This is a genomic window from Sediminibacillus sp. JSM 1682029 (genome assembly GCF_041366435.1).
Taxonomy (GTDB): domain Bacteria; phylum Bacillota; class Bacilli; order Bacillales; family Amphibacillaceae; genus Sediminibacillus; species Sediminibacillus terrae.
The window spans coordinates 303,767-329,727 of the sequence record NZ_JBEWYY010000004.1; the positions used below are offsets into that span (position 1 = coordinate 303,767).

22 protein-coding genes are annotated in these 25,961 nt (G+C 45.0%); 16 read left to right on the forward strand and 6 right to left on the reverse strand.

Annotated features, from left to right (window positions below; all coding sequences use genetic code 11):
• The first annotated feature begins 17 nt into the window (after positions 1 to 17).
• On the forward strand, positions 18 to 1,133 hold the full coding sequence (locus tag ABVF09_RS09555; protein WP_026571037.1) for a Gfo/Idh/MocA family protein: 1,116 nt from the start codon (positions 18 to 20) through the stop codon (positions 1,131 to 1,133).
• A 585-nt stretch (positions 1,134 to 1,718) separates the two neighbouring features.
• On the opposite strand, the gene ABVF09_RS09560 is transcribed toward ABVF09_RS09555, so the two are convergent.
• The gene (locus tag ABVF09_RS09560; protein ID WP_371069099.1) at positions 1,719 to 2,903 is read right to left on the reverse strand and encodes an ROK family transcriptional regulator; all 1,185 of its coding nucleotides are present in this window, start codon (positions 2,901 to 2,903) and stop codon (positions 1,719 to 1,721) included.
• 151 nt (positions 2,904 to 3,054) lie between these two features.
• On the opposite strand from ABVF09_RS09560, the gene ABVF09_RS09565 reads away from it, so the two are divergent.
• The 3 genes from ABVF09_RS09565 (at position 3,055) to ABVF09_RS09575 (ending at position 6,403) form a co-directional block, all read left to right on the forward strand.
• On the forward strand, positions 3,055 to 4,356 hold the full coding sequence (locus tag ABVF09_RS09565) for an extracellular solute-binding protein (RefSeq protein WP_026571035.1): 1,302 nt from the start codon (positions 3,055 to 3,057) through the stop codon (positions 4,354 to 4,356).
• 326 nt (positions 4,357 to 4,682) lie between these two features.
• Complete coding sequence (locus ABVF09_RS09570) at positions 4,683 to 5,561, forward strand: carbohydrate ABC transporter permease (protein ID WP_026571034.1); 879 nt, start codon at positions 4,683 to 4,685, stop codon at positions 5,559 to 5,561.
• Between the two features lie 20 nt (positions 5,562 to 5,581).
• Complete coding sequence (locus ABVF09_RS09575) at positions 5,582 to 6,403, forward strand: carbohydrate ABC transporter permease (protein ID WP_026772227.1); 822 nt, start codon at positions 5,582 to 5,584, stop codon at positions 6,401 to 6,403.
• Positions 6,404 to 6,844: 441 nt separating this feature from the next.
• Here ABVF09_RS09575 and ABVF09_RS09580 read toward each other — a convergent pair whose 3' ends face one another.
• Positions 6,845 to 7,447 (reverse strand): YesL family protein, encoded by a 603-nt coding sequence (locus ABVF09_RS09580; protein ID WP_026571033.1) that lies wholly within the window; start codon positions 7,445 to 7,447, stop codon positions 6,845 to 6,847.
• A gap of 263 nt (positions 7,448 to 7,710) precedes the next feature.
• On the opposite strand from ABVF09_RS09580, the gene xylA reads away from it, so the two are divergent.
• The 12 genes from xylA (at position 7,711) to ABVF09_RS09640 (ending at position 21,800) form a co-directional block, all read left to right on the forward strand.
• A complete protein-coding gene (gene xylA / locus ABVF09_RS09585) occupies positions 7,711 to 9,036 on the forward strand; it encodes a xylose isomerase (protein ID WP_026571032.1) in 1,326 nt (441 codons plus the stop codon).
• Between the two features lie 32 nt (positions 9,037 to 9,068).
• A complete protein-coding gene (gene xylB, locus ABVF09_RS09590; RefSeq protein ID WP_371069084.1) occupies positions 9,069 to 10,568 on the forward strand; it encodes a xylulokinase in 1,500 nt (499 codons plus the stop codon).
• A 1,031-nt stretch (positions 10,569 to 11,599) separates the two neighbouring features.
• Positions 11,600 to 11,782, forward strand: a complete 183-nt coding sequence (locus ABVF09_RS09595) for a cold-shock protein (protein WP_026571030.1) — start codon at positions 11,600 to 11,602, stop codon at positions 11,780 to 11,782.
• A gap of 268 nt (positions 11,783 to 12,050) precedes the next feature.
• Positions 12,051 to 13,571, forward strand: coding sequence for an aldehyde dehydrogenase (gene adh, locus ABVF09_RS09600; protein ID WP_371069085.1), 1,521 nt, complete (start codon positions 12,051 to 12,053; stop codon positions 13,569 to 13,571).
• 34 nt (positions 13,572 to 13,605) lie between these two features.
• Positions 13,606 to 13,968, forward strand: coding sequence for a DUF779 domain-containing protein (locus ABVF09_RS09605; RefSeq protein WP_026571028.1), 363 nt, complete (start codon positions 13,606 to 13,608; stop codon positions 13,966 to 13,968).
• Between the two features lie 548 nt (positions 13,969 to 14,516).
• Complete coding sequence (locus ABVF09_RS09610; protein WP_371069086.1) at positions 14,517 to 15,806, forward strand: ABC transporter substrate-binding protein; 1,290 nt, start codon at positions 14,517 to 14,519, stop codon at positions 15,804 to 15,806.
• 64 nt (positions 15,807 to 15,870) lie between these two features.
• Positions 15,871 to 16,833 carry a carbohydrate ABC transporter permease gene (locus ABVF09_RS09615; protein WP_026571026.1) on the forward strand — a complete coding sequence of 321 codons (963 nt, stop codon included), beginning with the start codon at positions 15,871 to 15,873 and terminating at the stop codon, positions 16,831 to 16,833.
• 11 nt (positions 16,834 to 16,844) lie between these two features.
• Positions 16,845 to 17,693 (forward strand): carbohydrate ABC transporter permease, encoded by an 849-nt coding sequence (locus tag ABVF09_RS09620; RefSeq protein ID WP_371069087.1) that lies wholly within the window; start codon positions 16,845 to 16,847, stop codon positions 17,691 to 17,693.
• 34 nt (positions 17,694 to 17,727) lie between these two features.
• Complete coding sequence (locus tag ABVF09_RS09625) at positions 17,728 to 18,759, forward strand: LacI family DNA-binding transcriptional regulator (protein WP_371069088.1); 1,032 nt, start codon at positions 17,728 to 17,730, stop codon at positions 18,757 to 18,759.
• A gap of 18 nt (positions 18,760 to 18,777) precedes the next feature.
• Positions 18,778 to 19,389: a YesL family protein gene (locus tag ABVF09_RS09630; RefSeq protein WP_371069089.1), complete on the forward strand. Its 612-nt coding sequence runs from the start codon at positions 18,778 to 18,780 to the stop codon at positions 19,387 to 19,389.
• A 129-nt stretch (positions 19,390 to 19,518) separates the two neighbouring features.
• Positions 19,519 to 20,862, forward strand: coding sequence for a GH1 family beta-glucosidase (locus ABVF09_RS09635; protein ID WP_371069090.1), 1,344 nt, complete (start codon positions 19,519 to 19,521; stop codon positions 20,860 to 20,862).
• Positions 20,863 to 21,065: 203 nt separating this feature from the next.
• A complete protein-coding gene (locus ABVF09_RS09640; protein ID WP_026571021.1) occupies positions 21,066 to 21,800 on the forward strand; it encodes a SurA N-terminal domain-containing protein in 735 nt (244 codons plus the stop codon).
• Between the two features lie 343 nt (positions 21,801 to 22,143).
• Here ABVF09_RS09640 and ABVF09_RS09645 read toward each other — a convergent pair whose 3' ends face one another.
• From ABVF09_RS09645 to ABVF09_RS09660, 4 genes are all read right to left on the reverse strand, one after another.
• Positions 22,144 to 22,890 (reverse strand): 5-oxoprolinase subunit PxpA, encoded by a 747-nt coding sequence (locus tag ABVF09_RS09645; protein ID WP_026571020.1) that lies wholly within the window; start codon positions 22,888 to 22,890, stop codon positions 22,144 to 22,146.
• Complete coding sequence (locus ABVF09_RS09650; RefSeq protein ID WP_026772231.1) at positions 22,887 to 23,855, reverse strand: 5-oxoprolinase subunit C family protein; 969 nt, start codon at positions 23,853 to 23,855, stop codon at positions 22,887 to 22,889. Before ABVF09_RS09650 ends, ABVF09_RS09645 begins: the two co-directional genes overlap by 4 nt.
• Positions 23,846 to 24,559: a 5-oxoprolinase subunit PxpB gene (gene pxpB, locus ABVF09_RS09655; RefSeq protein WP_371069091.1), complete on the reverse strand. Its 714-nt coding sequence runs from the start codon at positions 24,557 to 24,559 to the stop codon at positions 23,846 to 23,848. Before pxpB ends, ABVF09_RS09650 begins: the two co-directional genes overlap by 10 nt.
• Before the next feature lie 158 nt (positions 24,560 to 24,717).
• Positions 24,718 to 25,755, reverse strand: coding sequence for an aromatic acid exporter family protein (locus ABVF09_RS09660; RefSeq protein WP_035427038.1), 1,038 nt, complete (start codon positions 25,753 to 25,755; stop codon positions 24,718 to 24,720).
• Positions 25,756 to 25,961: the final 206 nt, after the last annotated feature.

Genomic DNA, 25,961 nt, shown 5'->3' on the forward strand with positions numbered 1-25,961 from the left:
GAAGGGAAGGGTTCAGAATGGGAAAAATGCTGGCAGGTATTATCGGTTGCGGCAATATCAGCAGTATTTACTTTGAAAATTTGAAAAAATTCGAGGTGGTCGAAGTCATTGCATGCGCAGATTTGGATATCGAACGGGCGAGGGCAAAAGCGGAGAAATATCAAATTCCTCATGCCTATACACCGGAAGAACTCTTAGCAGATCCTGCTATAGACATCGTGATCAACTTGACTATTCCGGCTGTCCATGCCGAGGTGGCGCAAAAGGCACTGCAGGCAGGCAAGCATGTATACGGAGAAAAACCGCTTGCTGTCAGCAAAGAAGAGGGACGGGCCGTTCTGGAAACAGCCAGCAACAAAGGATTGCATGTCGGCAATGCCCCCGATACTTTTTTGGGCGGCGGACTGCAGACTTCCCGGAAGTTACTGGATGATGGTTGGATCGGCAAGCCTGTATCTGCAGTTGCGTTCATGATGGTTCCCGGTCATGAGCGCTGGCACCCGGATCCTGCTTTTTATTATCAGGAGGGCGGGGGACCGATGTTTGATATGGGGCCTTACTATCTGACAGCTTTGACGTTTTTGTTGGGTCCGGTAAGCCGGGTGACCGGATCGGCCAGCATAACATTCCCGGAGCGAACCATAACCAGTAAGCCTAAATTCGGGGAAAAAATCCAGGTAACCACTCCAACACAGATAAATGGTGTCGTGGATTTTTCCGGTGGAGCTATCGCTTCGATCATAACCAGCTTCGACACTTGGCATCATCAGCTGCCGCATATTGAAATTTATGGTACGGAAGGCAGCATGATCGTTCCGGATCCAAATACATTTGGAGGTCCCGTCTTTCTCAGAAGACAGGATGATAAACAGTGGACAGAAGTGCCATTGAGCCATGGCTTTGCGGAAAACAGCAGGGGGATTGGCGTTGCAGAAATGGCTTATTCGATTCTGGCTGGAAGGCAGTCGCGGGCGGACGGCGAAATGGCTTATCACATTTTAGAGGTCATGCATGGTTTTCTCGAGTCATCGCAAAGCGGAAAACATGTCATCATGTCCAGCAGCTGCAGCCAGCCTGATTTGCTGCCAACAGGAGTTTCTCAGCAGAACTTTGATAAAAAGATGTCAATCTAGCAGCCAAGAAGAATGAAAATGATGCTTGAGGGCAGGCGCCGGATCTGGATGAGACTGTTCCTGTAAATATTGCTCCCCAGGCATTCATTTTAGGTTCTCTGTCAAATGTGGTGGTGTGATTTTACTTCCATCCTCTTTTTATTGAAAGGCTCATTCAAAAAAAGCTATTTTACTCAGACCGCAGAGGAAATAAACTAGCTTTTTGTGGACGAACGCCCGAGCCTCCTCGCAAAGCCCGCTGTGGGGTCTTGGCCGATCGTTTTTCCGCAGGAGTCTCGCTTATTTCCTCTGCTACGCTATTTCGCTCTATAGAGCCTTTTTAACAGCTTGCCGCCATCAAGAAGCTGTTGTGGAAGTCGGCTTCCAAACTGTCAGAAGTAGGGCGACAAAAGGTGGAAAAGCTTCTACAGATCCATCCCCGTTTAAAAGAAGAAGGGAAAGAGTGTGTTTTTTTGCACAATGCAGGAATACCCATCACGACAGGAGACACCGCACATTCAGTATAGAGCCTCATTTTATAACTTCCTGCCCGCAAAAAAGCAGTACAACGATTGAAACCTCGTTGTACTGCAAATTTTACGAACCTTAAACACTTTGACTTTGCAAATCAACCTTGAAAAAGTTTTCGACAGAAAAGGCTGCCACTCCAAGTGCCGTAGAATGTGTCGATAATTCCGAGAACTGAATCTGTAAGTCTTTTTGCTGAAACCATAATGTTTGGTTGACCATTCTGTTGATCAACGGATCACGCAGCCACTTTTTGGCAGAAGCCATCCGATTTCCGATGATCACTTGCTGCGGATTGAAAATATTGATGATATTGTTTAATCCGACGCCTAAGTAGTCGCCGATTTGCTCGAACAAGCGAATCACCTGCTCATCCCCCTCATCGGCCAGGTCGGAAAGGTGCTCGAGAGATGGCTGTCCATGGGCATCGGGCAGTTTGGAAGCACTGCTTAACAATGCCTGTTCAGAGGCATAAAGCTCCCAGCAGCCTTTATTTCCGCACCGGCACTTTTTCCCATCTACTTCGATTGTCATGTGCCCGAGTTCTCCAGAGAACCCATTGTTGCCTTTATAAAGCGAACCATTCAGGATCAACCCGACACCGATACCGATTCCTGCGCTGACATAAATGATATCATCAACATCTTTTCCAGCCCCGAATTTCTTCTCGCCGTAAGCACCGGCATTAGCTTCGTTTTCTATGACGACCGGCACTTGGTACTTCCTTTCCAGTACGGCCTGCAAGTGAATGTTTTTCCACTCCAAGTTAGGGGCCAGCAAGATTTCTCCGGTATTGCTGACCGTTCCGGGGACACCGACCCCGATGCCGACAATCCCGTAGGGGCTTGGGGGAGCGGCTTGGATTAAGTAATCGATGATATCAAACAATTTCACTTTAATTTCCTCATACGTCAAGTCCGTGTACGACTCACGTTTTTCATCGCAAATATTACCTTGTAAATCGGTGAGCACGCCCAGCAGATAATTGACCCCGATGTCGATGCCGATAGAATAACCGGCAAGCTGGTTGAAAAGCAGCATGACAGGTCTTCTGCCACCGCTTGAAACGCCTGGTCCTGATTCTGATATTAGTTGTTCATCCAGCAACTCACTCACCAACGAGGAGACGGTGCCTTTATTCAGACCGGTAAGGTTGGCAGTTTCTGCCCGGGAAACCGGCGAATGATCTTTGATAGTTTCAAGGACAAGCGATTTATTTCCTTTTTTTACTACATGCTGGTTCCACGTCTGATTCATCGTCATTTTCATGTCATCATCTCATTCTTCCTTTTCTTTTCAGTTTATCACATTTAGGGAATAAAAATAAACTTTGTTTATTCAGTAGACAAACAAGGTTTGTTTTGATATATTGATAACAGAAGTTGTTATTATTCAGAAAAGAGGGGGTTTACCGATGGTAAAAAAGAAAGCGATTTCATTGTTGTCTGCTGCTTTTGCTTCGGTGTTATTGATGGCTGGTTGTTCAGGGTCTGGGGATTCAGCAAGTGGTGATTCTGATAAAAAGACGATTGAATTCATGCATTTATGGCCGGAAGGCAGTTCAAAGGATCACTACGAGATTGTAAATGAAATCATTGCCGACTATGAAGAAGAACATCCAGATGTGACGGTGGATTTGGAAGTATTAAGCAACGAACAGTATAAAGATAAAATCAAAGTATTGTCCTCTTCCGGGGAACTGCCGGATGTCGGGATGACCTGGCCTGCAGGTTACTTAGAACCATATGTAGAAGGGGAGATGTTTGCTCCGCTTGATGATGTCCTTGATGACGGGTTGAAGGATGAATTCGTTTCAGGTACGACGGAAGCTTACCAAGTAGATGGAAGTACTTACGGTCTTCCGCTGGAGCTCAATATTGCAACCGTTTTCTACAATAAAGCAATTTTTGAAGAATACGGTTTAGAGGCTCCTGAGACATATGAAGAGTTCCAAAACGTGGTCGACACCTTGATAGAGAATGACGTTGCTCCGGTAGCATTGGGCAACAAAGATAGATGGACAGGTTCGTTATGGTACATGTACCTTGCCGACAGAATCGGCGGTGCAGAGGTTCTGAACAAAGCAATCGATCGTTCTGGAAGCTTTGAAGATCCCGCCTTGGTCGAAGCCGCTGCGAAAGTACAAGAGCTGGTAAACAATGATACCTTTATCAATGGTTTTAACGGGCTGGCAGATGAAGAAGCGAAGAGCATGTTTATGAACGAACAGGCTGCCATGTATTTGATTGCGACATGGGATCTGCCGAATTATACAACCAACGAAGATGTGCCGCAGGAATTCCGTGATTCAGTCGGATTCTTCAATTTCCCGACAGTTGATGGACAAGGCGACATGAACAGTTTTGTCGGAGGACCTGGTGTTGGTTTGTTTGTTGCCGAAGATTCGGATGTGAAAGAAGAATCAATGGAATTCGTGAAATATTTTACAGAAAACTGGGGTGAAAAATCCGTAACACAGGCCGGCGTTATTCCGGCCACGAAAGTGAATCCTGACGAAGTAGACCTGCCGGATATGTATTTGGATGTGTTGGATGAATTGAACAATGCATCGAATATCACACTATTTGCGGATGTACAAATGAGTCCTGATGTCGCGGAAGTGCATCTCGATATGATTCAGTCGCTGTTTGGCGGTGAAGTGTCACCAGAAGAATTCGCCAAGAAGCATGAAGAAGCACTTGCCAATGAGGAGTAAGTAAAACAGAAATGGCCTCTCCAACAATGGAGGGGCTTTTTCTTTAAAGAGAAGTGTAATCATGACCATAAACTTTGTTCATCCACTGGACAAACGAGTGATAGTTTGCTATTCTAATAGGGAATACAGGAAGAGTAGTCCTCACAAATCGACAAAAAGTAAGCGATTTCAATCTGCTCTTTTTGCTAGGAAATCACCATTTGAATGGACACGCGATTTCGCTCCCCGCGTTATCTGGGTGGCATGATTGCAAAAAAGAGAAGGATCGTATTTTACTGCTGTGACATGTTTCCTTTCTATCTAATAAAAAGTAGGGGTTGAATGTTATGAACAAAGTGATGTCCAACAAGTTGATGATTGCGCTTTATGTATTGCCGGCGCTTTTGTTGATTGCAATATTGATATTTATTCCGTTGATCCTTACAGGTTACTATGGACTTATGGATTGGAACGGGATCGGAACCATGGAATTTATCGGACTGGAAAATTACATAAATGGGCTGCAAGATCCGAAGTTTTGGGAGAGTGCTTATCATTCTTTCCTGTTGGCGGTATTTTCTACGCTTAGTCTCGTTATTTATTTGGCTATTTCGCTGATTCTTGCTTCTAAAATCAAAGGAGCGGACCTTTTGCGGAAAATTTATTTGATACCGATGCTGTTGTCTTCCGTGGCGATTGCCCAACTATGGATCAAAGTCTATAACCCGAACAATGGAATTTTGAATAGTATTTTGATGGGATTGGGAGTGGAGCATCCACCTGCATGGCTTGCAGAACCATCGATTGTTCTCTATGCCATTTTCATACCGATTCTATGGCAATACGCCGGGTTTTACATTTTGATTTACTATGCTGCATTAAAAAACATCCCGGAATCGTTAATTGAAGCAGCTAAAATCGATGGAGCCACTCCGCTGCAAATAGCCTATAAAATCAAATTGCCGCTGATCATGGGGGTCATCAAAGTGACCATCGTACTGGCAATCGTCGGCTCGCTGAAATATTTTGATCTTATTTATGTCATGACAGGCGGAGGGCCGAATGGGGCAAGTGAAGTAATGGCCTCTTATATGTATAAATTGGCGTTCTCTACCAACGATTTCGGCTACGGGAGTGCAATTGGGTTCCTGCTGCTGATCATCACGCTTATTGTCACGGTCATTATTCGTAAGCTGACTGCTTCCGATGACGAATTACAATACTAGAATCAAAGGAGGAACAACCGATGAACCGCATTGGATATACCGTTCTTTATATTTGTCTTGGATTGGTTGCTTTGTTTCAAATATTCCCGATCGTCTGGCTTTTCTTGTTTTCGCTGAAGGATAACAGGGAAATATTTTCCGGTTCACCATTTGCACTTCCATCTGAATTAAAATGGGAAAACTATGCAAAGGTTTGGGAAGGCGGAATCGGCATTTACTTCTTCAACAGTGTATGGATAACCGGGTTGGCTATCATTCTGACAGTGCTGCTTGCAAGCATGGCAACGTTTGCGATTACGAGAATGAAGTGGAAGCTGAGCGGCTTCGTATTGGGTTTGTTCATGGTCGGCCTGATGATTCCGATTCACTCTGCATTGATTCCACTTTTCAGCATGTTTCTTAATGTCAATTTGATCGATCATCCGCTTTCGATTGTGATCACCTATACGGCGTACAATCTTCCGATTACGATGATGATATTGCTTGGCTTTTATTACACGTTGCCACGGGAAATCGAAGAGGCTGCAATCATCGACGGGAGTTCGATTCACCGGCTGTTTTTTCAAATCATCCTGCCGATGACAACGCCGATCATGTCGACCACGGTCATCATCAACATGATTTACAATTGGAACGAGTTTGTGTTTGTGAATACGTTTATTAGTTCAGATAAATATAAAACGCTTACGGTAGGAATTCAGAATTTCATCGGCCAGTATATGACCGATTGGGGTGCGATCGGCGCTACGCTGATCATAAGCGTCCTGCCGATTCTCTTGGCATTCATCTTTTTCAGCAACAAGGTCGTCGAAGGGATATCTTCCAGCGCGGTAAAAGGGTAAGAAGAGAGGCAGGGACAAAAGCATAGTGACCAAAGCAAAAGCCGAACGATGATTCGAAAAGACGACACATTCGAAATCGTTCGGTTTTTTTATAGTGGACAATTCTTTAACTGGAACTTCCATATATTCTGTTGTTTGATAAGTATCACTGCGCTTTCCACGGACACGGCTTCAACTTCCTCAGAAGGCACCAACCGCTTTCTTGCAGGATTTTCAGCACGTGGTTATCCCGTAGGAGTCTCTGCATCTTGCCTTCGCTAAGTCAGAGTGTTTTGATTTTGAAAAGAGGAGGAGTCCTGTATTGTTATACTCTGTAACTAATATGAGGACTATCACTGCAGAGAAATTCCCTGTAATGAAGTGGGCTTATGGCAACAACTCACAGTCTATGAACTACCTATTTGTGGTGGTTTTAAAAAACGGCGTGTCAGGGTCTGAACTTTACTGTGATTTTCCGGCTATCCTGCGGAATGCATGCATGCTCATCCACATGGTGATGAAGGCATAAATACTGCCGCCAAAGATGAAAAACAAGGCGGGGATGTATCGCATCACGACAAAGGTGCAGACGAGACATATCACCATGAAAAAGGTGCTGACCGGATTTACCAACATGATCAGAAAAGCATTCCGCAGCAGCCCGGGAACTTTTAAATCGAAATGGACGAATACAGGAAATAGGTAAAACAAATAGAACACAAACAACAACATAAACGCGAATAGCGGTATATAGGTCCACTCCAAATCTGTCATTTGAATATACTGGATATCTATGTAAATCAATCCGACAATAAAACAGACAAACAAGCCGAGCAAATTGGATTTCCAAAACTCTTTTTTATAATAAGACCAGAATGTAGCCATCACAGGCAGAGAACTTTTCCCAAGGAGCCACTGGCGTACAAGAGCGAACATGGCGATGGTCGCCGGAAAAAAGCCAAAAAGGATTCCGCCTGTGAGCGTGAATAGTATCCATAACAAGTTGATATAGGCAAACCGTGTAATCCATTCTAAGGTAGTGTAAATGGCACCGCCTGGATTCATTTATCGTTCCTCCATCTTCCATACTTGTATTTTGCAAAAAAGGGGAGCGTGTCCTGTTTATTATCCCAGATTCCTAACAATTTAGCATGTACAGATTCATTATAAACTTTGTTTATTTAATAGACAAACTAAAAAGAGATTGCTATAATAATGGATGAAAGCAGTTACATTTTCGAGACAGCTACATAACTATGCTGCCATGGTTCAAAGGCGTATAGTGCCGCTAGTTGCCTTATCATTCATGATATTAGGAGGTTTTCGAAATGGCTTATTTTACGGACATTAACAAAATCGGTTTTGAAGGGGCAAAGTCATCCAATCCATATGCCTTCAAGTACTACAATCCCGAAGAAGTAGTAGGCGGTAAAACAATGGAAGAATATTTGCGTTTTGCGGTGGCATACTGGCACACCTTTACGATGGATGGCTCCGACCCATTCGGTGCCGGTACCATGGTACGCCCTTGGGATAAATATAGTGGAATGGACCTGGCAAAAGCACGTGTAGAAGCCGCTTTTGAATTTTTTGAAAAGCTTGGGGTTCCATACTTCTGTTTCCACGATGTCGACATTGCACCAGAAGGCAATACGTTGAGAGAAACGAACAAAAACCTTGATACCATCGTTGCGATGATCAAGGATTACATGAAGGATAGCAAAACAAAACTGTTATGGAATACCGCCAACAACTTTACCCATCCGCGGTTTATTCATGGAGCTGCTTCCTCCAACAATGCAGATATTTTCGCTTTTTCAGCGGCAAAGGTTAAAAAAGGACTCGAAATCGGAAAAGAGCTCGGTGGCCAGAATTATGTATTCTGGGGCGGAAGAGAAGGCTATGAAACATTGTTGAACACCGACATGAAATTGGAAATGGATAACTTGGGCCGGTTCTTCCATATGGCCGTCGATTATGCCAAAGAAATTGGCTTCGATGCCCAGTTCCTGATCGAGCCGAAACCGAAAGAACCTACCACCCATCAATATGATTTTGATGTAGCGACCGGTTTTGCTTTCTTGCAGCGTTATGATTTGCAGGATCACTTCAAATTCAATATCGAGGCAAACCATGCAACATTGGCCGGCCATACGTTCGAGCATGAGCTGCATTATGCCCGGGTCAACGGTATGCTTGGTTCTGTCGATGCCAATCAGGGTGATCCGTTGCTCGGCTGGGATACAGACGAATTTCCGACAGACTTGTATTCTACCACTTTGGCAATGTATGAAATTATCAAGAATGGCGGCTTAGGTAAAGGCGGTCTCAACTTTGATGCGAAAGTAAGAAGAGGATCGTTCGAGCCTGAAGACTTGTTCCATGCTCATATTGCAGGTATGGACAGCTTTGCAGTTGGTTTGAAAGTTGCTCAGAAGCTTCTTGATGACAAAGTGCTTGAAGACGTCGTGGAGAATCGTTATAAGAGTTACACAGAAGGAATCGGAAAGGACATTGTCAACGACGCTACTGATTTTCATAAGCTTGAAGAGCATGTGCTGGACAAGACCGAATTCAAGCATCAGTCTGGTCGTTTGGAAAAAATCAAAGCGACAATCAACCAGTACTTGTTGCAAACTTTTGCCGACCAATAAATCGACTGAATGTACGAATCGAGGTGGAATCAATGAAATATGTCGTCGGAGTTGATTTAGGCACCAGTGCGGTGAAAATTTTACTGGTAGACCAGCAGGGAAGTGTAGTACATGAAGTATCTAAATCGTACCCATTGATACAAGAAAAAACCGGGTATAGTGAGCAGGATCCGCAAGTGTGGGTGGATCAGACAGCCGCAGGGTTGTCTGATCTCCTGAAGAAAGCAGATCTCGACGCGAGAGAAGTGGAAGGAATAAGTTTTTCCGGACAAATGCACGGACTTGTCCTTCTTGATGAACATTACGACGTGCTGCGTCCGGCCATCTTGTGGAACGATACTCGTACTACACAGCAATGTGAAAACATCTATCGGCAAGTTGGTGAAGATAGGCTGTTGGATTTGGCCAAAAACCCGGCATTGGAAGGATTCACCCTGCCGAAGCTGTTGTGGGTGAAAGAAAATGAACCGGAGATTTATGACCGGGCCAGTACGTTTGTATTGCCAAAGGATTATTTGCGATACAAAATGACCGGTGAATTGCATATGGAATATTCCGATGCAGCCGGGACTCTGCTTTTGAACATTGCCGAAAAGCAATGGAGTAAGGAAATATGTGAAGCGGTCGGCATTCGCACGGAGCTTTGTCCGCCACTGGTTGCCCCCGCTGCAGAAGTGGGGACAATTTCGGAGAGTTTTGCTGAAAGAACCGGGATGAATCCAGCCACCAAAGTTTTTGCTGGTGGGGCTGACAATGCGTGCGGTGCTATTGGCTCGGGTATTCTGGAAGATGGAAAAACGTTGTGCAGTATCGGTACTTCAGGAGTGGTTCTGTCCTATGAACAGGGACCGGACAAAGATTTCCAGGGAAAGGTCCATTACTTCAACCATGGAGCTGAAAACGCCTATTATACCATGGGCGTCACCTTGTCCGCTGGTCACAGTTTGAGCTGGTTTAAGGAGACCTTTGCCAACCAAGTCGACTTTGACGACTTGGTTGCGGAAGTGGGGTCAGTCCCTGTCGGGGCAAATGGCCTGTTGTTCACACCTTATTTGGTCGGTGAAAGAACGCCGCATGCAGATTCGTCTATCCGTGGCAGTTTCATCGGAATGGATAGTTCGCATCGACGCATTGATTTTGTTCGGGCTGTTATGGAAGGGATCACTTTCTCACTGAATGAGTCCATTGAAATATTCCGGCAGAATGGCAAGCAAATCGATACGATTGTTTCAATCGGCGGTGGAGCAAAGAGCGAGGCGTGGCTGCAAATGCAGGCAGACATATTCGATGCGACGATCGTCAAGCTCACCAGCGAACAAGGTCCTGGCATGGGAGCGGCGATGCTTGCTGCAACTGGTTGCGGATGGTTTGATTCACTTTCTGCTTGTGCCGATCAGTTTTTACAGGAAGCAGCAACCTATCAGCCGAAACCTGAAAATGTAGAACGCTATCGGGAATTGTTCGAGTTGTATAAAGCTGTTTACAAACATACGGCAGACATTAATCATGTATTGATGCGCTATCGAAAATAAAAAACTTCAAGACCGGCACTTTAAGCTGGGAAGGCTGTCGAAATTTTATCGGCGGCCTTTTTGTATTCACAGACTTTCAGGTTTAGGAGCATGATAACCAGACAGAAAAACGGTAAAGATTATCCTGGAAATCTCAAACTCTAAAAAACCGAAAGCAGGGGAGAAGGGAGATCCCCGGTTACCCGATCATTTTAATATTCGATTTTCAAAAGAAGATGCCTGTTACGCAGAGAATGCAGTATCAGAAATGGGAAGTTCGATTTACCTATTCAAGTAAAGTGTGAAACCCCGCTTCGGTAGCATACTTCGCTTTCCGCGGGCACGGCTTCAGCTAACTTGGTAAAGAAAACCGCTTTACCAAGTGAATCTTCAGCTCGTGCTGTTCCCGCTGGAGTCTGCGTATGCTCCCTGCGCTAAGGAGCATACTGATTAACGGAAGCGTAGACTTTTTTCCTTGAGACCTAACAAGCCGTTTTAAAAATGTTTGTCAGGAAATAGGTGCTTCTTTTCATAAAAAGAAAGATTGAATTTCCGCCTTTTCTCCTGGTCTTGGACTTTCTGCTTGTTTTTCTAGCATTGTCATTTGATGATACGGTGGATGGAGACCATGAATAAAAAAATGTCTAGTACACGCTTTTTTAAACAGGAATCTGTTCCTAGCGAAGAAAATACCCGGAGACTCCAGCGGGAGGAAAGGCCTCGGTGAGATCCCGCAGAGCGTCAGCTCGAGGAAGCTCACCAGCCGCCCGCGGAAAGCGCAGGGTATTTCCGAAGCGATGCCCCCCCCACTCAGCGAATACAGAAGAGTTAAGCGGCAGATCTATCAAATAGCAACGAAATGAAAACAAAAAGGTCCTGCAAATAGCTTATAAAAAGTTGCGAGAGGGATTTTTGCAAGGGTTCCAGCCTTCTGTGTATCCGGCGTGGTAAAGGCTTTAAACATAGAAAGTTCGGGGCTGCAACCTCTGTCCTATATTAATTTTCCATTAAATAGGGTATAATGAGGATAGAATCAGAAAGGGGATTATATTATGGCTTATTACAACAACAAGAAAGAACCAGCCCCGGAAGTAGAAACAACTATTTGGTCTTGTACAAGCGAGGACTGTGCAGGCTGGATGAGGGAAGACTTCACCTTTGAAGAAACGCCAAGTTGTCCGCTGTGCCAGTCAAAAATGGAAAAAGAAACAAAAACATTACCACAAATTAAGTAATGCCGGGCTGACACCACCATTCACGGAAAGCCTGGTTTATTTAATTGGCAGGAGGCAGGGGGAGCACGATTTGTTGAAAGCCTTTTGCTGAATGGAAACAGACTGCTGGCACTTTCGGTAGTCTGTTTTATTATGAAGTTTGGACGAAAGAGAAATTAGAATATTTGTAATAAAATGAAATCATTTGCTATACTTTATTATAGAGTCATATCTCCATGATTCCAACCTCATAAATGAAAGCGATTACAATTATCGAGGAGGTTTTGCGATGCAGTATGAAGCACCGAATACAAAGGGAGCAGTCGTGAATTTTAAGGAAAGGTATGGAAATTTCATCGGCGGAGAATGGAAGGAACCGGTCGGTGGAGAATACTTCGATAACATAAGCCCGGTAACCGGAGAAGTTTTTTGTCAGATCGCCCGCTCGTCGAAGGATGATGTCGAACTTGCATTGGATGCCGCCCACGCAGCCAAGAATAGCTGGGGGAAAACTTCTCCTGCAGAACGGGCAGTGGTGCTGAATAAAATCGCGGATAGGATGGAAGATAATTTAGAAAAACTGGCGGTCGCCGAGACATGGGATAATGGGAAAGCTGTCAGAGAAACACTTGCCGCAGATATTCCCCTTGCGATAGACCACTTCCGGTACTTCGCAGGTGTTATCCGTGCCCAAGAAGGCAGTCTCAGCCAGCTTGATGACGATACGGTCGCTTACCATTTCCACGAGCCGTTAGGGGTGGTGGGCCAGATCATCCCGTGGAATTTCCCGATATTGATGGCGACGTGGAAGCTCGCGCCAGCGCTTGCGGCAGGAAATGCTGTCGTTTTAAAACCAGCGGAGCAAACCCCAGCGTCGATTCACGTCTTGATGGAATTAATACACGATTTGCTGCCGCCGGGAGTGGTGAACATCGTCAATGGTTTCGGCGTGGAAACCGGAAAACCACTGGCTTCCAGCAGCAGAATAGCTAAAATAGCCTTTACAGGGGAAACGACAACCGGCCGTTTAATCATGCAATACGCTTCCGAAAACATCATTCCAGTTACATTGGAATTAGGCGGGAAGAGTCCGAACATCTTTTTTAAAGATGTAATGGATGCCGACGATTCCTTTCTCGATAAATCGATTGAAGGCTTTACGATGTTTGCGCTCAATCAAGGAGAAGTTTGTACATGCCCATCCCGCGCCCTGGTGCATGAATCGATATATGAGCCGTTTATGGAGAGGGCGATCAAACGGGTAAAAGAGATCAAAATCGGTCATCCACTGGATACGGATACGATGATGGGAGCCCAAGCGTCTTTAGAGCAAATGGAGAAAATCACCTCCTACCTGGATATCGGAAAGCAGGAAGGGGCAGAAGTCCTTGTCGGCGGCAACAAAAACCGTTTGTCCGGCGAGCTTGCCAATGGTTACTATGTGGAGCCGACTATCTTTAAAGGCGGTAACGACATGAGGATTTTCCAGGAGGAAATTTTCGGGCCGGTTCTGTCGGTCACCACATTCAAAGACGATGAAGAAGCCCTCCGGATTGCTAACGACACGCTGTACGGCCTTGGAGCCGGTGTCTGGTCCCGGAATATTAATACGGCATACCGGTTCGGCCGCGAAATCGAAGCGGGAAGGGTATGGACGAATTGCTATCATCAATACCCCGCCCACGCAGCCTTCGGAGGGTATAAAAAGTCGGGTATCGGCCGTGAAAATCATCGGATGATGCTCGACCATTATCAGCAGACGAAAAACCTGCTTGTGAGTTATAGCACGGATCCGGCGGGTTTGTTCTAGGCTTCAAACGATTGCTCAGGAAAGGAGTGAAAGCATGGTCGAGAAAGTTACTGCAACCGCGGAAGCAGCTGATTTAATCGAGCGCTTGAAACGGCGACACGGTCCATTGATGTTCCATCAATCGGGTGGCTGCTGTGATGGCAGTTCTCCTATGTGCTTTCCCCGCGACGAGTTTCGTGTCGGCAGTTCGGATGTACGGCTTGGGGTCATTGAAGAGACCCCATTTTATATTTCCAAAGATCAATATGAGTATTGGAAACATACTCAACTGATCATTGATGTCGTTAATGGGAGAGGAGGGATGTTTTCGTTGGAAGGACCGGAAGGAAAACGGTTTTTAACCCGGTCCAGAGTTTTTACAGACTTAGAACGAAAACAGCTTGCGGAAGAAGTATGACAATAGAAAGGCTGCTTGCTTAAAGCTGAAAACCGGACGTAATTCGAATTACTATGCTTTCGAACCCGTCCGGTTTGCTTTTTAGGTAGACTATTCCATTTTGATATAATGCCTCATTTTCCACAGGAACAGGTTGGGCCAACTGGAAATATGAAATTTCAGCTGGATTCTGAGAAGCTTGCCGAAACGAAAGAAACAATTTTCACACGAGAGAAGTCTTTAACTTCCTTCACGTAGGTCGCCCTAAAAATTCAATACCGGCAAGAACAGTATTTTCATATCCGTGAAACCGATTTCCTTCAGTGTATGAGAAAATGGAAAAAATTCTGAAAAAAACATCTTGCTTTTGCCTAAGTAACATACTATACTCAAATCAGAAAGCGTTTACATATAGTTTTTACGAAAATCTATATGTATTTTTTTCGACAGTTTAAGAAACCGGTTTCCTGATTTTCTATTTGCGGTTTCTAACAGGGAAACGGAGGTGAATTAAGTTAGTTTCCTGGCTGCATGGATAAACCATATCAAAAAAACGGGGGTAAAAAGTAATGAAAAAACTGTTTTACATGGTGGCATTTTTTTCACTGATTTTAGCACTGGCAGGATGTAGTGATGACAGCAAAGCTTCGGAGGATGGCGGATCAGGGAAAAGCGATGGCAAAGTTGAACTGGATTTTTGGGTGTTTGGGAGTGCGGGGTACGATGTATTTGTAGATGAATACATGAAAGAACATCCCGACGTGAAAATTAACCTCAATGAGGGAGAAATGTCTGACGTTCATAATAACTTGTTCACGTCTCTCTCTGCCGGAAGCGGAGCGCCGGACATCACCATGATCGAAGTAAGTGAAATCGCCAAGTTCATGCAGGCGAAGGATCAGTTTTACAATTTGAACGATTATGGCGCAAAAGATGTGCAGGATAAATACTTAGATTGGAAATGGCAACAGGCTCAAAGTGTAGATGGAGAATTTCAACTAGGCCTTCCTACTGATATCGGGCCGACAACCATGTTTTACCGTACGGATGTAATGGAGGAAGCTGGTTTACCGACTGATCCTCAAGAATTGTCAGCAGAAATAAGTGACTGGGACTCATATTACGAGGCAGCGAAACAAATCAAGGAAAAAACCGGAAAGCCGATCACCGATAGTCCTGAATTAATGTTCTCCGCTTTGCGCGACCAGGCTCCGGAACAATATTTCAATGAAGATGATGAGTTGATCATTGAATCTTCTCCTTATGTGAAAGAAGCATACGATTACACGACGAAGTTGATCGAAGAAGGCTTGGTCGGACAAAATGCTCTATGGACTCCTGAATGGGGAAGTGCCATGGCGGATGGCAGCTATGCTACGTTGATCGGTGCTCCTGCCTGGATGATTGCCAATGTAAAAGGAAATGCACCAGATGCTGGTGGCAAATGGTCCTTGACGACAATTCCGGAAGGTGCCGGAAACTGGGGAGGATCTTTCATGGCGATTCCGAAAGAGTCCGACCATCCGGAAGAAGCCTATGCATTTATTGAATGGCTTCTATCACCTGAAAATCAATTGAAATCATTCCACAATAACGGGTTGTTCCCTTCGGCTCCGGAAGTATATGAGGATGAAGAGTTTTTAGCTACTACAGATGAATACTTCAACGGTGCGGAGACAGCCAAAACGTTCGCGGAAGCTGCAAAGTCTGTTAAACCGATTTATATGGGAGTCAATTATTCGATTGTCCAGGATGAATTGATTCTGGCACTGACCAACGTGGCGGTCGAAGGAGCAGACCCGCAAAAAGAGTGGGATGCAGCAGTTAAACGGATAGAAGATCAATTAGCCAGACAGTAAGGTATGACAAACGGTCCGGGGCCATTACGGCCTGGACCGTTAACCAATGAAAGGGGATAATGTTATGGCCCAACCGCAATTACAGCCTCAAACTGAGACAAAGCCAGTTCCGGCAAAGCCTTCACCCGGAAAAAAGCGCCCTTTTTTTCATCTAAGTGAAAGGAAGAAAGATGCGTTGTCCGGTTACTTGTATATTTCTCCGTTTTATGTACTGTTTGCTGTCTTTGGTTTGTTTCCAATGTTGTTCAGCTTCTATCTCGGCTTTCAGAAATGGAACGGACTCGGAGAAATGGAATTTGTCGGTTTACAAAATTTTCGTTTTGTATTAAGCGACCCGATTTTTTGGAAGTCGCTGTTCAACACGGCAGCAATCGGAATCATCGGCACTCTGCCGCAATTGATTATCGGCATCATCCTTGCTTATGCATTGAATTCTGCACTGCTTAAGTTCAAGAGCTTTTTCCGCGTTTCGATTTTTATGCCGTATGTCACGTCTACTGTGGCAGTAGCGATTGTTTTCGGCGTCATGTTCAACAGCCAGGATTTTGGTTTGATGAATGTCGTGCTCAACTGGCTGGGATTTGATTCTGTCAGCTGGTCCACCTCGGAATGGGGAGTGAAAATAGCGATCTCCACCATGGTCTTCTGGCGCTGGGTCGGGTACAATACGATTATTTATCTGGCTGGCCTGCAAGGAATTCCCAATGATTTGTATGAGGCTGCCAAGATTGACGGTGCCAGTATCCGGCAGCAAATCCAGTACATCACCATTCCGATGCTGAAGCCGATTATCATTTTGACCGTCTTTTTGTCCACGATCGGTGCGATGCAATTGTTTACGGAACCATTGGTGTTCCTGGGTAGAAGTTTTAGAGAAGAAGGCATTACCGTGGTCCTGTATCTGTATCGGGAGGCGTTTTCCAATATGGCCTTCGGCACTGCTTCTGCAACAGCGATCATTTTGTTTATCATCATCATCGTATTATCCAGCATCAATGTATTCTTTACTAATCGAATCGGAAGATAGGAGTGTGGCAGATGAGTAATACCATAGGAAAAACGAGAAAAGTGTCCATTTCCAAACTGTTTGTCTATTTGTTGCTGTTCATAGCTGCCATTCTTTCTGTGTTTCCGTTCTACTGGATGTTCGTGATGGCAGCGAACCATAATAGTGCGATAAATGCTGTACCGCCTGCATTCATTCCCGGCAAACAGCTGGTGGCGAACTTTCAAAATGTGCTAAGCAACATCGACTTTTTTGGAGCCATGTGGAATTCGTTGATTGTGGCCACAGTTACGACTGCGGGCGTGTTGATTCTTTGCTCCCTGGCTGGGTTTGCGTTTGCGAAATTCCAATTCAAAGGGAAAAACCTGCTGTTTGTTTTTTTACTGGTGACGATGATGGTCCCACCGCAGCTAGGTTTGATTCCGCAATATTACATTATCACCAAGCTCGATTGGGTAAATGACTTAAAAGCAATCATTGTGCCCGGAATGATTGATGCATTCGGCATTTTTTGGATGAGGCAGTACATTAGCAGCAACGTGCCGGATGAGTTGATCGATGCAGCGAAAATCGATGGCTGTTCCAATTTTCGCATCTATTGGAACATTGCCGTTCCGGTGATAATCCCGGCCTTTGCAACGTTGGCGATCATCAAATTCATGTATATGTGGAACGATTTTCTATGGCCGCTGGTCGTCCTGCGTGAAGAATCTTCTTATACCATCCAGATTGCACTGCGGAATTTGATCGATAATTATGTACGGGACAACGGCATGATTTTATCTGGAACGTTCTGGGCTACGGTTCCGTTGATTGTCATCTTCCTGTTATTCAACCGGATGTTCATTCAAAGCTTGACACAAGGAGCGGTAAAAAGCTAAAACAATAGTATATCAATAAGACTGAGGGATCCCTATGAAGCTGACAATCAAAGATATTGCCAAAATGGCAGGCGTCTCGCCTGGAACCGTATCTAAAATCATTAATGACACCGGCAGCATTGGCTGGAAAACGAAAGAAAAAGTATTGAAAATAATCGAAGAAACCGGGTATCAACCAAGTTTTTCGGCAAAATCGCTGGCCACGAAAAAATCGAATTTAATCGGTTTGATTTATGCGGGAGAAATCGATGTCGATTTCAATCACCCTTTTTTCAACCAAGTAATCAACGCTTTTCGAAAAACCATCGGCCAAATGGGTTACGATATATTGGTGTTTTCGAACAATCAGTTCAGCAAAAGCAATCAGGATTATCTGGCTAGATGTAAGCATTTCCAGCTGGACGGTTGTTTGATCGTAGCAGGGGATTATATAGAAGACTCTATTTACGAATTGGATCAAAGTTCAGTCCCTTGTTCGGGAGTGGATATTGAACTGACAGGACCATCTTCCAGCTATGTGACAACCGACAATAGCAAAGCATCAGCCAAAGTAGTCGAGTATTTTTATTTACACTCTATAAAAGAAGTTGCCTTTATCGGCGGACCTGAGGATTCGGTTATTTCGGACATTCGTAAACAAGGATTTCTGCAAAGCATGAATCAGCTTGGAATGACCGTCAAGCCAGACTGGATCCAATATGGGAATTACTTCGAGGAAAGTGGCTATCAAGCGATGAAGTCAATTCTCGCCAACAGGCCATATCCGCAGGCGGTCTTTGCTGCTTCGGATATGATGGCATTGGGAGCGATGAAGGCGATCAAGGATGCCGGATTGAACATTCCTGTGGATATAAAGCTGGTAGGTTGTGATGATATTGAAGCCTGCCGCTATAGTGATCCGGCTTTGAGTACCGTGAAGCAGGATAAGGACAAAATGGGCAGATTGGCCGCTTATATGCTAAATGATTTGATCAACGGAGATACCGAACCGAGTTCGATATTGGTGGACCCTGAACTGGTGATCAGGGAATCATCTGCAGTGGATACAAAAAAACTTTCTATTTAAACGGTGGAGGTGAGGGCCATGCAGCGAACGCAAAGTACGTTTAACCGTATCATGGATATTTTCACCCATTTTTTATTGTTGAATGTCATATGGCTTGTCTGTTGCCTGCCGGTTTTTACGATTTTTCCGGCAACAACAGCCATGTTTGCCGTCGTCCGGCAATGGCAGCAAAAAGGAATGGAGTCAGGCGTCTTCCAAAACTACATAGACAAATTCAAGGAGAATTTCAGAAAAAGCTTTGTTATTGGTCTCTTGTGGCAAGCGGGAGGAGTGATACTTTATTTCGATGCCTCGATTCTTCTAAACTATTCTTTTCCGGGGAGCAGCTTCCTGTTTGGAATGACCATGTTTGGCGCAATCCTGTATGGCCTTATTATGCCCAATCTGTTTTTCATGCTGGTAAATTATGAATTGAAGATTCTGGATGTAATGAAAAATGCTTTACTGCTTTCGATTAGCAGAATTTTGCATACGCTTTCCTATGCGATCATCTTTGCAGCTGGATTGGCAATCGTCTATTATTTCCCGTTTTCTCTACTAATCATCGGCAGTCTGCTGGCGTTCATCATGTACCATATCTTTGATAAATTAATCATCCAGATCGGGATGCAAACAAAAAACGAAACTTGAGTAAAAGACACTATTATCGGGGACAGTCCCTCACCGAAGTAACGATGCGTCTTGGTAGAGTGTTAGCGTGACAGGGGCAGCGTGACAGGGGACAGTCCCTCCTAAATCAATTGGGAAGGGAGAGGTTTTATGGCGATTATTGAGTTCGGCAAAGATTTCCGGTGGGGTGTGGCAACAGCTGCATATCAAATTGAGGGAGCTGTTACAGAAGGCGGGAGAGGCCCGTCGATTTGGGATACATTTTCTCACACACCCGGAAAAGTACTTAACGGAGATAATGGCGATGTAGCCTGTGATAGCTATCATCGTTTTGATGAAGATATCCGACTGATGAAAGAACTGGGGGTAGATGTGTACCGCTTCTCGGTATCCTGGCCAAGGATTTTTCCGGAAGGTAAGGGAGAAGTAAACCGGGAAGGACTCGATTATTACCATCGACTGGTCGATGAACTGCTGGCCAATGGAATTGAACCGATGTGTACGCTTTACCATTGGGATTTGCCCCAGACCCTCCAGGATAAAGGAGGCTGGAATAATCGGGAGACGGTGGAAGCGTTTGTTTCCTATGCTGAATTGATGTTCCGGGAATTCTCGGGGAAAATCGATTCATGGATAACGATAAACGAACCGTGGTGTGTCTCTTTTTTATCCAACTATATCGGCGCGCATGCTCCCGGGAATCGGGATCTCGGATTGGCGGTCACTATCTCTCACCACTTGCTGCTTGCCCATGGCAAAGCCACAGCTAAATTCCATGAAATGAAAACAGGCGGAAAAATCGGTTTTGCCCCAAATGTCACTTGGCTGGAACCGTATAGCCGCACCGGGGAGGATGCTGAAGCCTGCCGCAGGGGAATGGGATGGATGATCGATTGGTTTCTGGATCCAGTCTTTAATGGAAAATATCCGGAGTTCATGGTGGAGTGGTTCTCCAAGCATGGGGCATCCTTGACCATCGAAGAAGGAGACATGGAATGGATTCAACAGCCGGTCGACTTTATCGGTATCAACTACTATGAATCCAACGTGGCAAGACATGACAAAGATAGCGGTATGCTACAGATAGAGGGAATCGACATGGGCTACAAAAAAACCGATATTGGCTGGTATATCAATGCGGAAGGATTTTACAAAGTACTGACTTTTATAGCTGATAAATATGGAAGCATCCCGATTTATATAACGGAAAACGGGATTTGTATCAATGATGGAGTGCAAAATGGAACAGTCGATGATCAGCGCCGTATCGACTACTTAAAAGCGCATGTCACGGCTGTGGCCCGCAGTATAAAGTCGGGAGTCAATGTAAAAGGGTATATTACTTGGTCGCTGCTCGACAATTTTGAATGGGCAGAAGGTTACAGCAAACGATTTGGTCTCGTCCACGTCAATTACCGTACCCTTGAACGCACAAAAAAAGAGAGTTTTTATTGGTATCAAAAGCTGGTGGACAATCACTGGTTGGAGGTATAGTGTCATCGGCTGCGGTTTTGCAAGACTGCAGCCCTTTTACATACCTGCTCCACCGTATTCAGGTATGTAAATAAACTGTAATAGTCTGTTTCATGCCCATTATAGACAGGGTTCTGGAATGGCGGTTTGTCCTTACCGCTTGCAATGGCAAAGAAAACCATGTATAAAGGGGGAAGAATATTTAAGAAATGAGGCATGGACAAATGAAGAAACTCACACTTTTAATGATGGCTCTCTTTGTAAGTTTGTTGGCAGCGTGCAGTGATGATCAGGACAGTGCCCAGGAGAATGATCAAAATGCCGATCAGCAACAAGCGCAAGAGGAACTGGCTAAACAGCAGCAAGAACAGCAGGAGCAAATGGAGGCTCAGAAAGTGGAAGAGGATGCGCTTGTCGCCGTAGTCAACGGTGAAGAAATCAAAGGCGACGCTTTCAACGAAGCACTGCCCCAGACATTCTCCTCTTTGATGCAAAGCGGACAGGATACAAGTGATGAGGAAATGGTGAAACAGCAAACAATTGATATGCTGGTCAACCAGGAATTGGTCATGCAGGAAATAGATAAGCAGGAAATTGAAGCTCCTGAGGAACAAGTGGATCAGTCACTGGAACAGTATAAATCTCAGTTCGAGGATGACGAACAGTATCAAGCTTCTTTAGAGGAAAATGGTGACACGGAAGAAGATTTGCGTCAGTCTCTTGCTCAGGAAGTGAAAATGCAAGTTTACTTGCAAAATGAAATTTCCGAGCCGGAAGTAACCGACGATGAAGCGAAAGAATATTATGATCAATTGGCCAGCCAGCAGGAAGATATACAAGATTATGATGAAGTGAAAGATCAAATCAAAGATTTGTTGGTACAGCAAAAGCAGAATGAACAAATCAGTGAATTGCTTGCTCAATTGAAAGAAAACAGCGAAGTGGAAACGAAAATATAATAGGGCATAAGCAACCCCTCAGACTGATGTACAGTTTGAGGGGTTTTTCAATGATTTTCATAAGTGTAGCATTTCCTCTTTTGTGACAGCCTCCCAACCGTGTTTTTCCAGTTTTTGTTTGTATAGTCGGCATGGCATCTCCTCTCGTTCTACTTGGAGTGGGGCCAAGGATACCCAACAATGTCCAGCGCTATAATCAAGTGTTACTTTGACGACTTCATAGCCATTGTGAAAGTCGGAATCGAAGCCAGGACCCGTGTGTTGCTTGCTTCAGGCTCCTGAGAAGAAGCGAGGAAAAATATCAGATTGATTTTCATGATTGTGCCTTCCTTTCTTCATGGCGTTATAACAGAAATCCCTCTTTTCGCAATTGATCCCGGATTTTTTTTGCAAATACTGGAGCATGTGGACTATCGCCATGGATACAGATTGTATCTGCCTTGATGGGAATACTATTGCCGCTCACAGTCGTGACCGTTTGAAATTCAAGCATTTGAATTACTTGATCGATGGCCAGTTTTTCATCCGTAATCAAAGCATTCGCCTCACTTCTAGGCGTCAAGCTTCCATCGTCTTGATAGGTCCGGTCGGCAAACACTTCATGTGCAACAATCAATCCAGTCTTATCACCTGCTTTTGCCAGAGCGCTGCCTGACAAAGCGAAAAGTGTTAGGCGGGGATCAAAATCGAAAATGGCTTGAGCGATAGCGTCTGCAATCGACTTGTCCTTAGCAGCCATGTTGTATAAAGCGCCGTGTGGTTTGACGTGGGAAAGACTGCTTCCGGCAGCTTTAACAAACCCAGATAATGCACCAGTCTGATAGATGATCAATTGATAAGCCTCCTCTGGTGAAATCTGCATCGTGCGGCGGCCGAAGCCGTTCAAATCGGGGAGCCCCGGGTGGGCACCGATTTTCACATCGTGCTCGATACAAAGACGGACGGTTTTCGCCATTGTCGCAGGGTCTCCGGCATGGTAACCACAAGCGATATTGGCAGAGGTGATCGCTTGAATTACATCCTGGTCGCTTCCGATGGTGTAGACACCGAAACTTTCCCCCATGTCACAATTGATGTCGGCAGACTTCATGTTTCCAACTCCCTCCATTTTTTGCCCGCAATTCTCTGTAAGATGGTTAACTCAGAGATGGTATTATTCATTTCCAGCAGGGCATCTTCTAAAGTGGTCTTTTGAAAAACAATGGGCTGCCCTGGTCTTATTTGACTTAAAGCTGACAAGTCGCTTTGGATGACTTGTCCGATTTTGGGGTATCCACCAGTCGGCTGACTTTCTGCCATCAAAACAATGGGCTGACCGTCCGGTGGTACTTGAATGGTACCAAATCCTGCAGCTTCAGTGACCAAATCCTCTTGATTTTGGCGTTTTAGAGGAATTCCTTGCAGGCGATAGCCCATGCGATTTGACTGAGGGGTCGATGTATAGTCGGTAGATGTAAAATCGGACAACGATTGTCCGGAAAACCAATGATATTGTCTGCCTTCTAAAAAACGGATGGTTGTCTGTTTTCCAGAGATATAATCAAATAACTCAGGACTTAGCCTCCAGGAAACATCAATCGTCTTCGTAGAAAAATGAATGGGAAGGGTATCCCCTGCTTTTAACTTGCCATGAAAGCTGCCGCCTAATTGGTCTTTCAAGGAGGCACTTTTGGAGCCGAGGAAATCCGGGACATCGAAGCCCCCCTTGACTGCGAGATAACAGTGAAGGCCGCGCCGGGCTGTCCGGAGCTGAAGCGTATCTGCCTTTTTGACGGAAACAGGCTTTCCGAGTTGAATGGGCTTGCCATTGATTTTTGCTGCCATGTCAGCACCTGCCAGGGCAATGACTGTATCGGATTCAAACGTAATACTCGGTCCGACATAGCTCATTTCCAAAACCGCTTGGCCCAGGTCGTTATTGACGGCGATATTGGCCAATGCCGCTGCCTTTGCATCCATTGTCCCGCTCACGGAAAATCCAGCTGCCCTGTAACCATATCGGCCCATATCCTGAATCGATGTTTGCAAGCCTTCCTCGATGATTTTCAATGCCATTCCGCTTCCTCCTGTCTGAGGTATTCCTGTTTGCTTATCGGATAAAAACGCACCTTGTCTCCAGGCTGCAGCAAAGACGGATTTCGGTCATTCAAACGTAAAAGCTGCCTGGGAGTTCGGCCGATGATCTGCCAGCCTCCGGGAGTATCGATAGGATAAACACCTGTCTGCTTGCCTGCGATTCCGACAGATCCTGCGGGTGTTTTACGGCGGGGCGACTGCTTTCTAGGAGTTGCGATTTCCGGATCCAATCCACCAAGAAAAGGGAAACCAGGCGCAAATCCGATAAAGTACACATGATAGAGCTGGCCTGTATGCTTTTCGATCACTTCTTTTACGGATAGTCCGTTCTGGTTAGCGACTCCCTCGATATCGAGAGCGAATTCCTGATCGTAACAGACGGGAAGCTCTACTGTTTTAGATTCAGAGTTATCGGGTCTTAAAGTGCTGGCTGCATGCTCGATCCGCGTGCACGCATATTGAAAGGGGTTGGAGCTTCCGACAGCCAGAGGATCATAGTAGACGGTTAATGTTGTGTAGGCTGGGACTGCTTCGGTAAAACCTGGAAAAGGTTCAGCGTTCAAGACTTCAGTCAACTGGTGGATATACATATTCTTCTCAATAGAGATTTCCTCTCCGAAATCAATCAATATTGATGATTCACTCAATGGGAAAAAGGAAAACTGCTTTTGAGTAGGATTCATACGGGTCACCTTCTTTTTCCATGTCTTTCACCTAGTTTAACGCAGGCGGGGAGGAGAGGTTAAGGAAGAAGCCTTGGCGATAACGAAAAAAGGGACTGTCCCTTAAAATATGGGGATAGTCCCTTTTGGAAGATGTTGAAAGCATTTAGGAGAAGCCTTTATTCAGGGAGGGAAATATCCTCCTCATCAAGAAGGTCTTCGACAAGGTTATAAATAGATAGTATCTCATATAAAATGATGATTTCGGCAGTGAAAAAGGTCGGACTGTCCTTTTCTTTTGGATCGGCTGCATCCTTTTTACTTTTCCAGAACTGGGTCATCAAAGACTGGATTTGGTTTCGATGTGCCTCCGAGCTGAATTTGTCTGGGTTTTTCAACGCAGTTGCCAGGCTTTCGACAGTCTGGCATACTTTTTGTTTTTCTTGGTCCGTCCATAACAGCGTATTGAGCGGGGTGTTGATCAAGTTCCCGATATGATAATGAATCAGTCGCAATGCAGCTAGCTTCTCCTGCTCACTGCGAAAAACCTTCTTGGACTGCTCGTCGAAACGGTGGTATTTTGATTCCTCTTTTTGAAATCGGATCAGCATATCTGTTTTGTCCAACTTTCTCTTCAGCTGTGAAAACGTATCCCGGATTTGTTGGTAATCCGGCTTTTTTTCCGCCAAAATTGCCTTTAGAATATTTTCCAATTCAATGCCGGTTGTCCTGGCCATCGAATGGATATTGTTGAGAATCAACTTCGAATAATTGGGCGGAAACACGAACAAATTGACAGCAGTGGAAATCAGCAGACCGATAGACGTGGTCCCCAGCCTGATAAAAAAGGAAATGAGAAAATTGCTATGGATTACTTCTATCATTGCCACCGATGTCAGTGTCGCCACCAGCAAACCCGAATGCAGTTTTAACCGGAAGCAAGTAACGATAGTACATACAGCCGCTGCTGTGTATGTAATCGGCGAATTTCCGAACAGAAAGATGAACAGTACAGCGTACGCCGATCCGATGGCGGATGCCGGAAAACGGATCAATCCTTTTCTAATCGAGTCGGCGGCAGTCGGCTCGATGGTGACAATGGCTGTGATAACAGCAAAAACAGCAGGCCAATCCAGCCATTGGCAAATCAATGAAGTCAAAAAAACGGCTATCCCCGTTTTTACAATACGGCCGCCGAAGAATCTGAATCTTTTCATCAACAATACACCCTTAATACCAATGATAGTTAAATTATAGCATACCTGCAAAAAAAGAAAGAAGGGCGTTGGGGTCAGTCCCACTAGCGTTGCATTAATGGGTTATCTTTACTTTAATGAAAGAATATGTAATCTGTTTACAAAAATAAAAATTGCTCCTATTGTAGAAGAAGACCTAACTAGTTCCCAAATCTTCTACAAAGGAG

Excerpts from the sequence above, each read along its gene's own strand:
- ABVF09_RS09565 (WP_026571035.1), top strand. The coding sequence starts at position 3,055 with ATGGTAAAAAAGAAAGCGATTTCATTGTTGTCTGCTGCTTTTGCTTCG.
- ABVF09_RS09615 (WP_026571026.1), top strand. The coding sequence starts at position 15,871 with ATGGCCCAACCGCAATTACAGCCTCAAACTGAGACAAAGCCAGTTCCG.
- ABVF09_RS09605 (WP_026571028.1), top strand. The coding sequence starts at position 13,606 with ATGGTCGAGAAAGTTACTGCAACCGCGGAAGCAGCTGATTTAATCGAG.
- pxpB (WP_371069091.1), bottom strand. The coding sequence starts at position 24,559 with ATGAATCCTACTCAAAAGCAGTTTTCCTTTTTCCCATTGAGTGAATCA.
- ABVF09_RS09660 (WP_035427038.1), bottom strand. The coding sequence starts at position 25,755 with ATGAAAAGATTCAGATTCTTCGGCGGCCGTATTGTAAAAACGGGGATA.
- ABVF09_RS09625 (WP_371069088.1), top strand. The coding sequence starts at position 17,728 with ATGAAGCTGACAATCAAAGATATTGCCAAAATGGCAGGCGTCTCGCCT.
- ABVF09_RS09555 (WP_026571037.1), top strand. The coding sequence starts at position 18 with ATGGGAAAAATGCTGGCAGGTATTATCGGTTGCGGCAATATCAGCAGT.
- ABVF09_RS09635 (WP_371069090.1), top strand. The coding sequence starts at position 19,519 with ATGGCGATTATTGAGTTCGGCAAAGATTTCCGGTGGGGTGTGGCAACA.
- ABVF09_RS09575 (WP_026772227.1), top strand. The coding sequence starts at position 5,582 with ATGAACCGCATTGGATATACCGTTCTTTATATTTGTCTTGGATTGGTT.
- ABVF09_RS09650 (WP_026772231.1), bottom strand. The coding sequence starts at position 23,855 with ATGGCATTGAAAATCATCGAGGAAGGCTTGCAAACATCGATTCAGGAT.
- xylB (WP_371069084.1), top strand. The coding sequence starts at position 9,069 with ATGAAATATGTCGTCGGAGTTGATTTAGGCACCAGTGCGGTGAAAATT.
- xylA (WP_026571032.1), top strand. The coding sequence starts at position 7,711 with ATGGCTTATTTTACGGACATTAACAAAATCGGTTTTGAAGGGGCAAAG.
- ABVF09_RS09640 (WP_026571021.1), top strand. The coding sequence starts at position 21,066 with ATGAAGAAACTCACACTTTTAATGATGGCTCTCTTTGTAAGTTTGTTG.
- ABVF09_RS09570 (WP_026571034.1), top strand. The coding sequence starts at position 4,683 with ATGAACAAAGTGATGTCCAACAAGTTGATGATTGCGCTTTATGTATTG.
- ABVF09_RS09595 (WP_026571030.1), top strand. The coding sequence starts at position 11,600 with ATGGCTTATTACAACAACAAGAAAGAACCAGCCCCGGAAGTAGAAACA.
- adh (WP_371069085.1), top strand. The coding sequence starts at position 12,051 with ATGCAGTATGAAGCACCGAATACAAAGGGAGCAGTCGTGAATTTTAAG.
- ABVF09_RS09645 (WP_026571020.1), bottom strand. The coding sequence starts at position 22,890 with ATGAAGTCTGCCGACATCAATTGTGACATGGGGGAAAGTTTCGGTGTC.
- ABVF09_RS09610 (WP_371069086.1), top strand. The coding sequence starts at position 14,517 with ATGAAAAAACTGTTTTACATGGTGGCATTTTTTTCACTGATTTTAGCA.
- ABVF09_RS09560 (WP_371069099.1), bottom strand. The coding sequence starts at position 2,903 with ATGACGATGAATCAGACGTGGAACCAGCATGTAGTAAAAAAAGGAAAT.
- ABVF09_RS09620 (WP_371069087.1), top strand. The coding sequence starts at position 16,845 with ATGAGTAATACCATAGGAAAAACGAGAAAAGTGTCCATTTCCAAACTG.
- ABVF09_RS09580 (WP_026571033.1), bottom strand. The coding sequence starts at position 7,447 with ATGAATCCAGGCGGTGCCATTTACACTACCTTAGAATGGATTACACGG.
- ABVF09_RS09630 (WP_371069089.1), top strand. The coding sequence starts at position 18,778 with ATGCAGCGAACGCAAAGTACGTTTAACCGTATCATGGATATTTTCACC.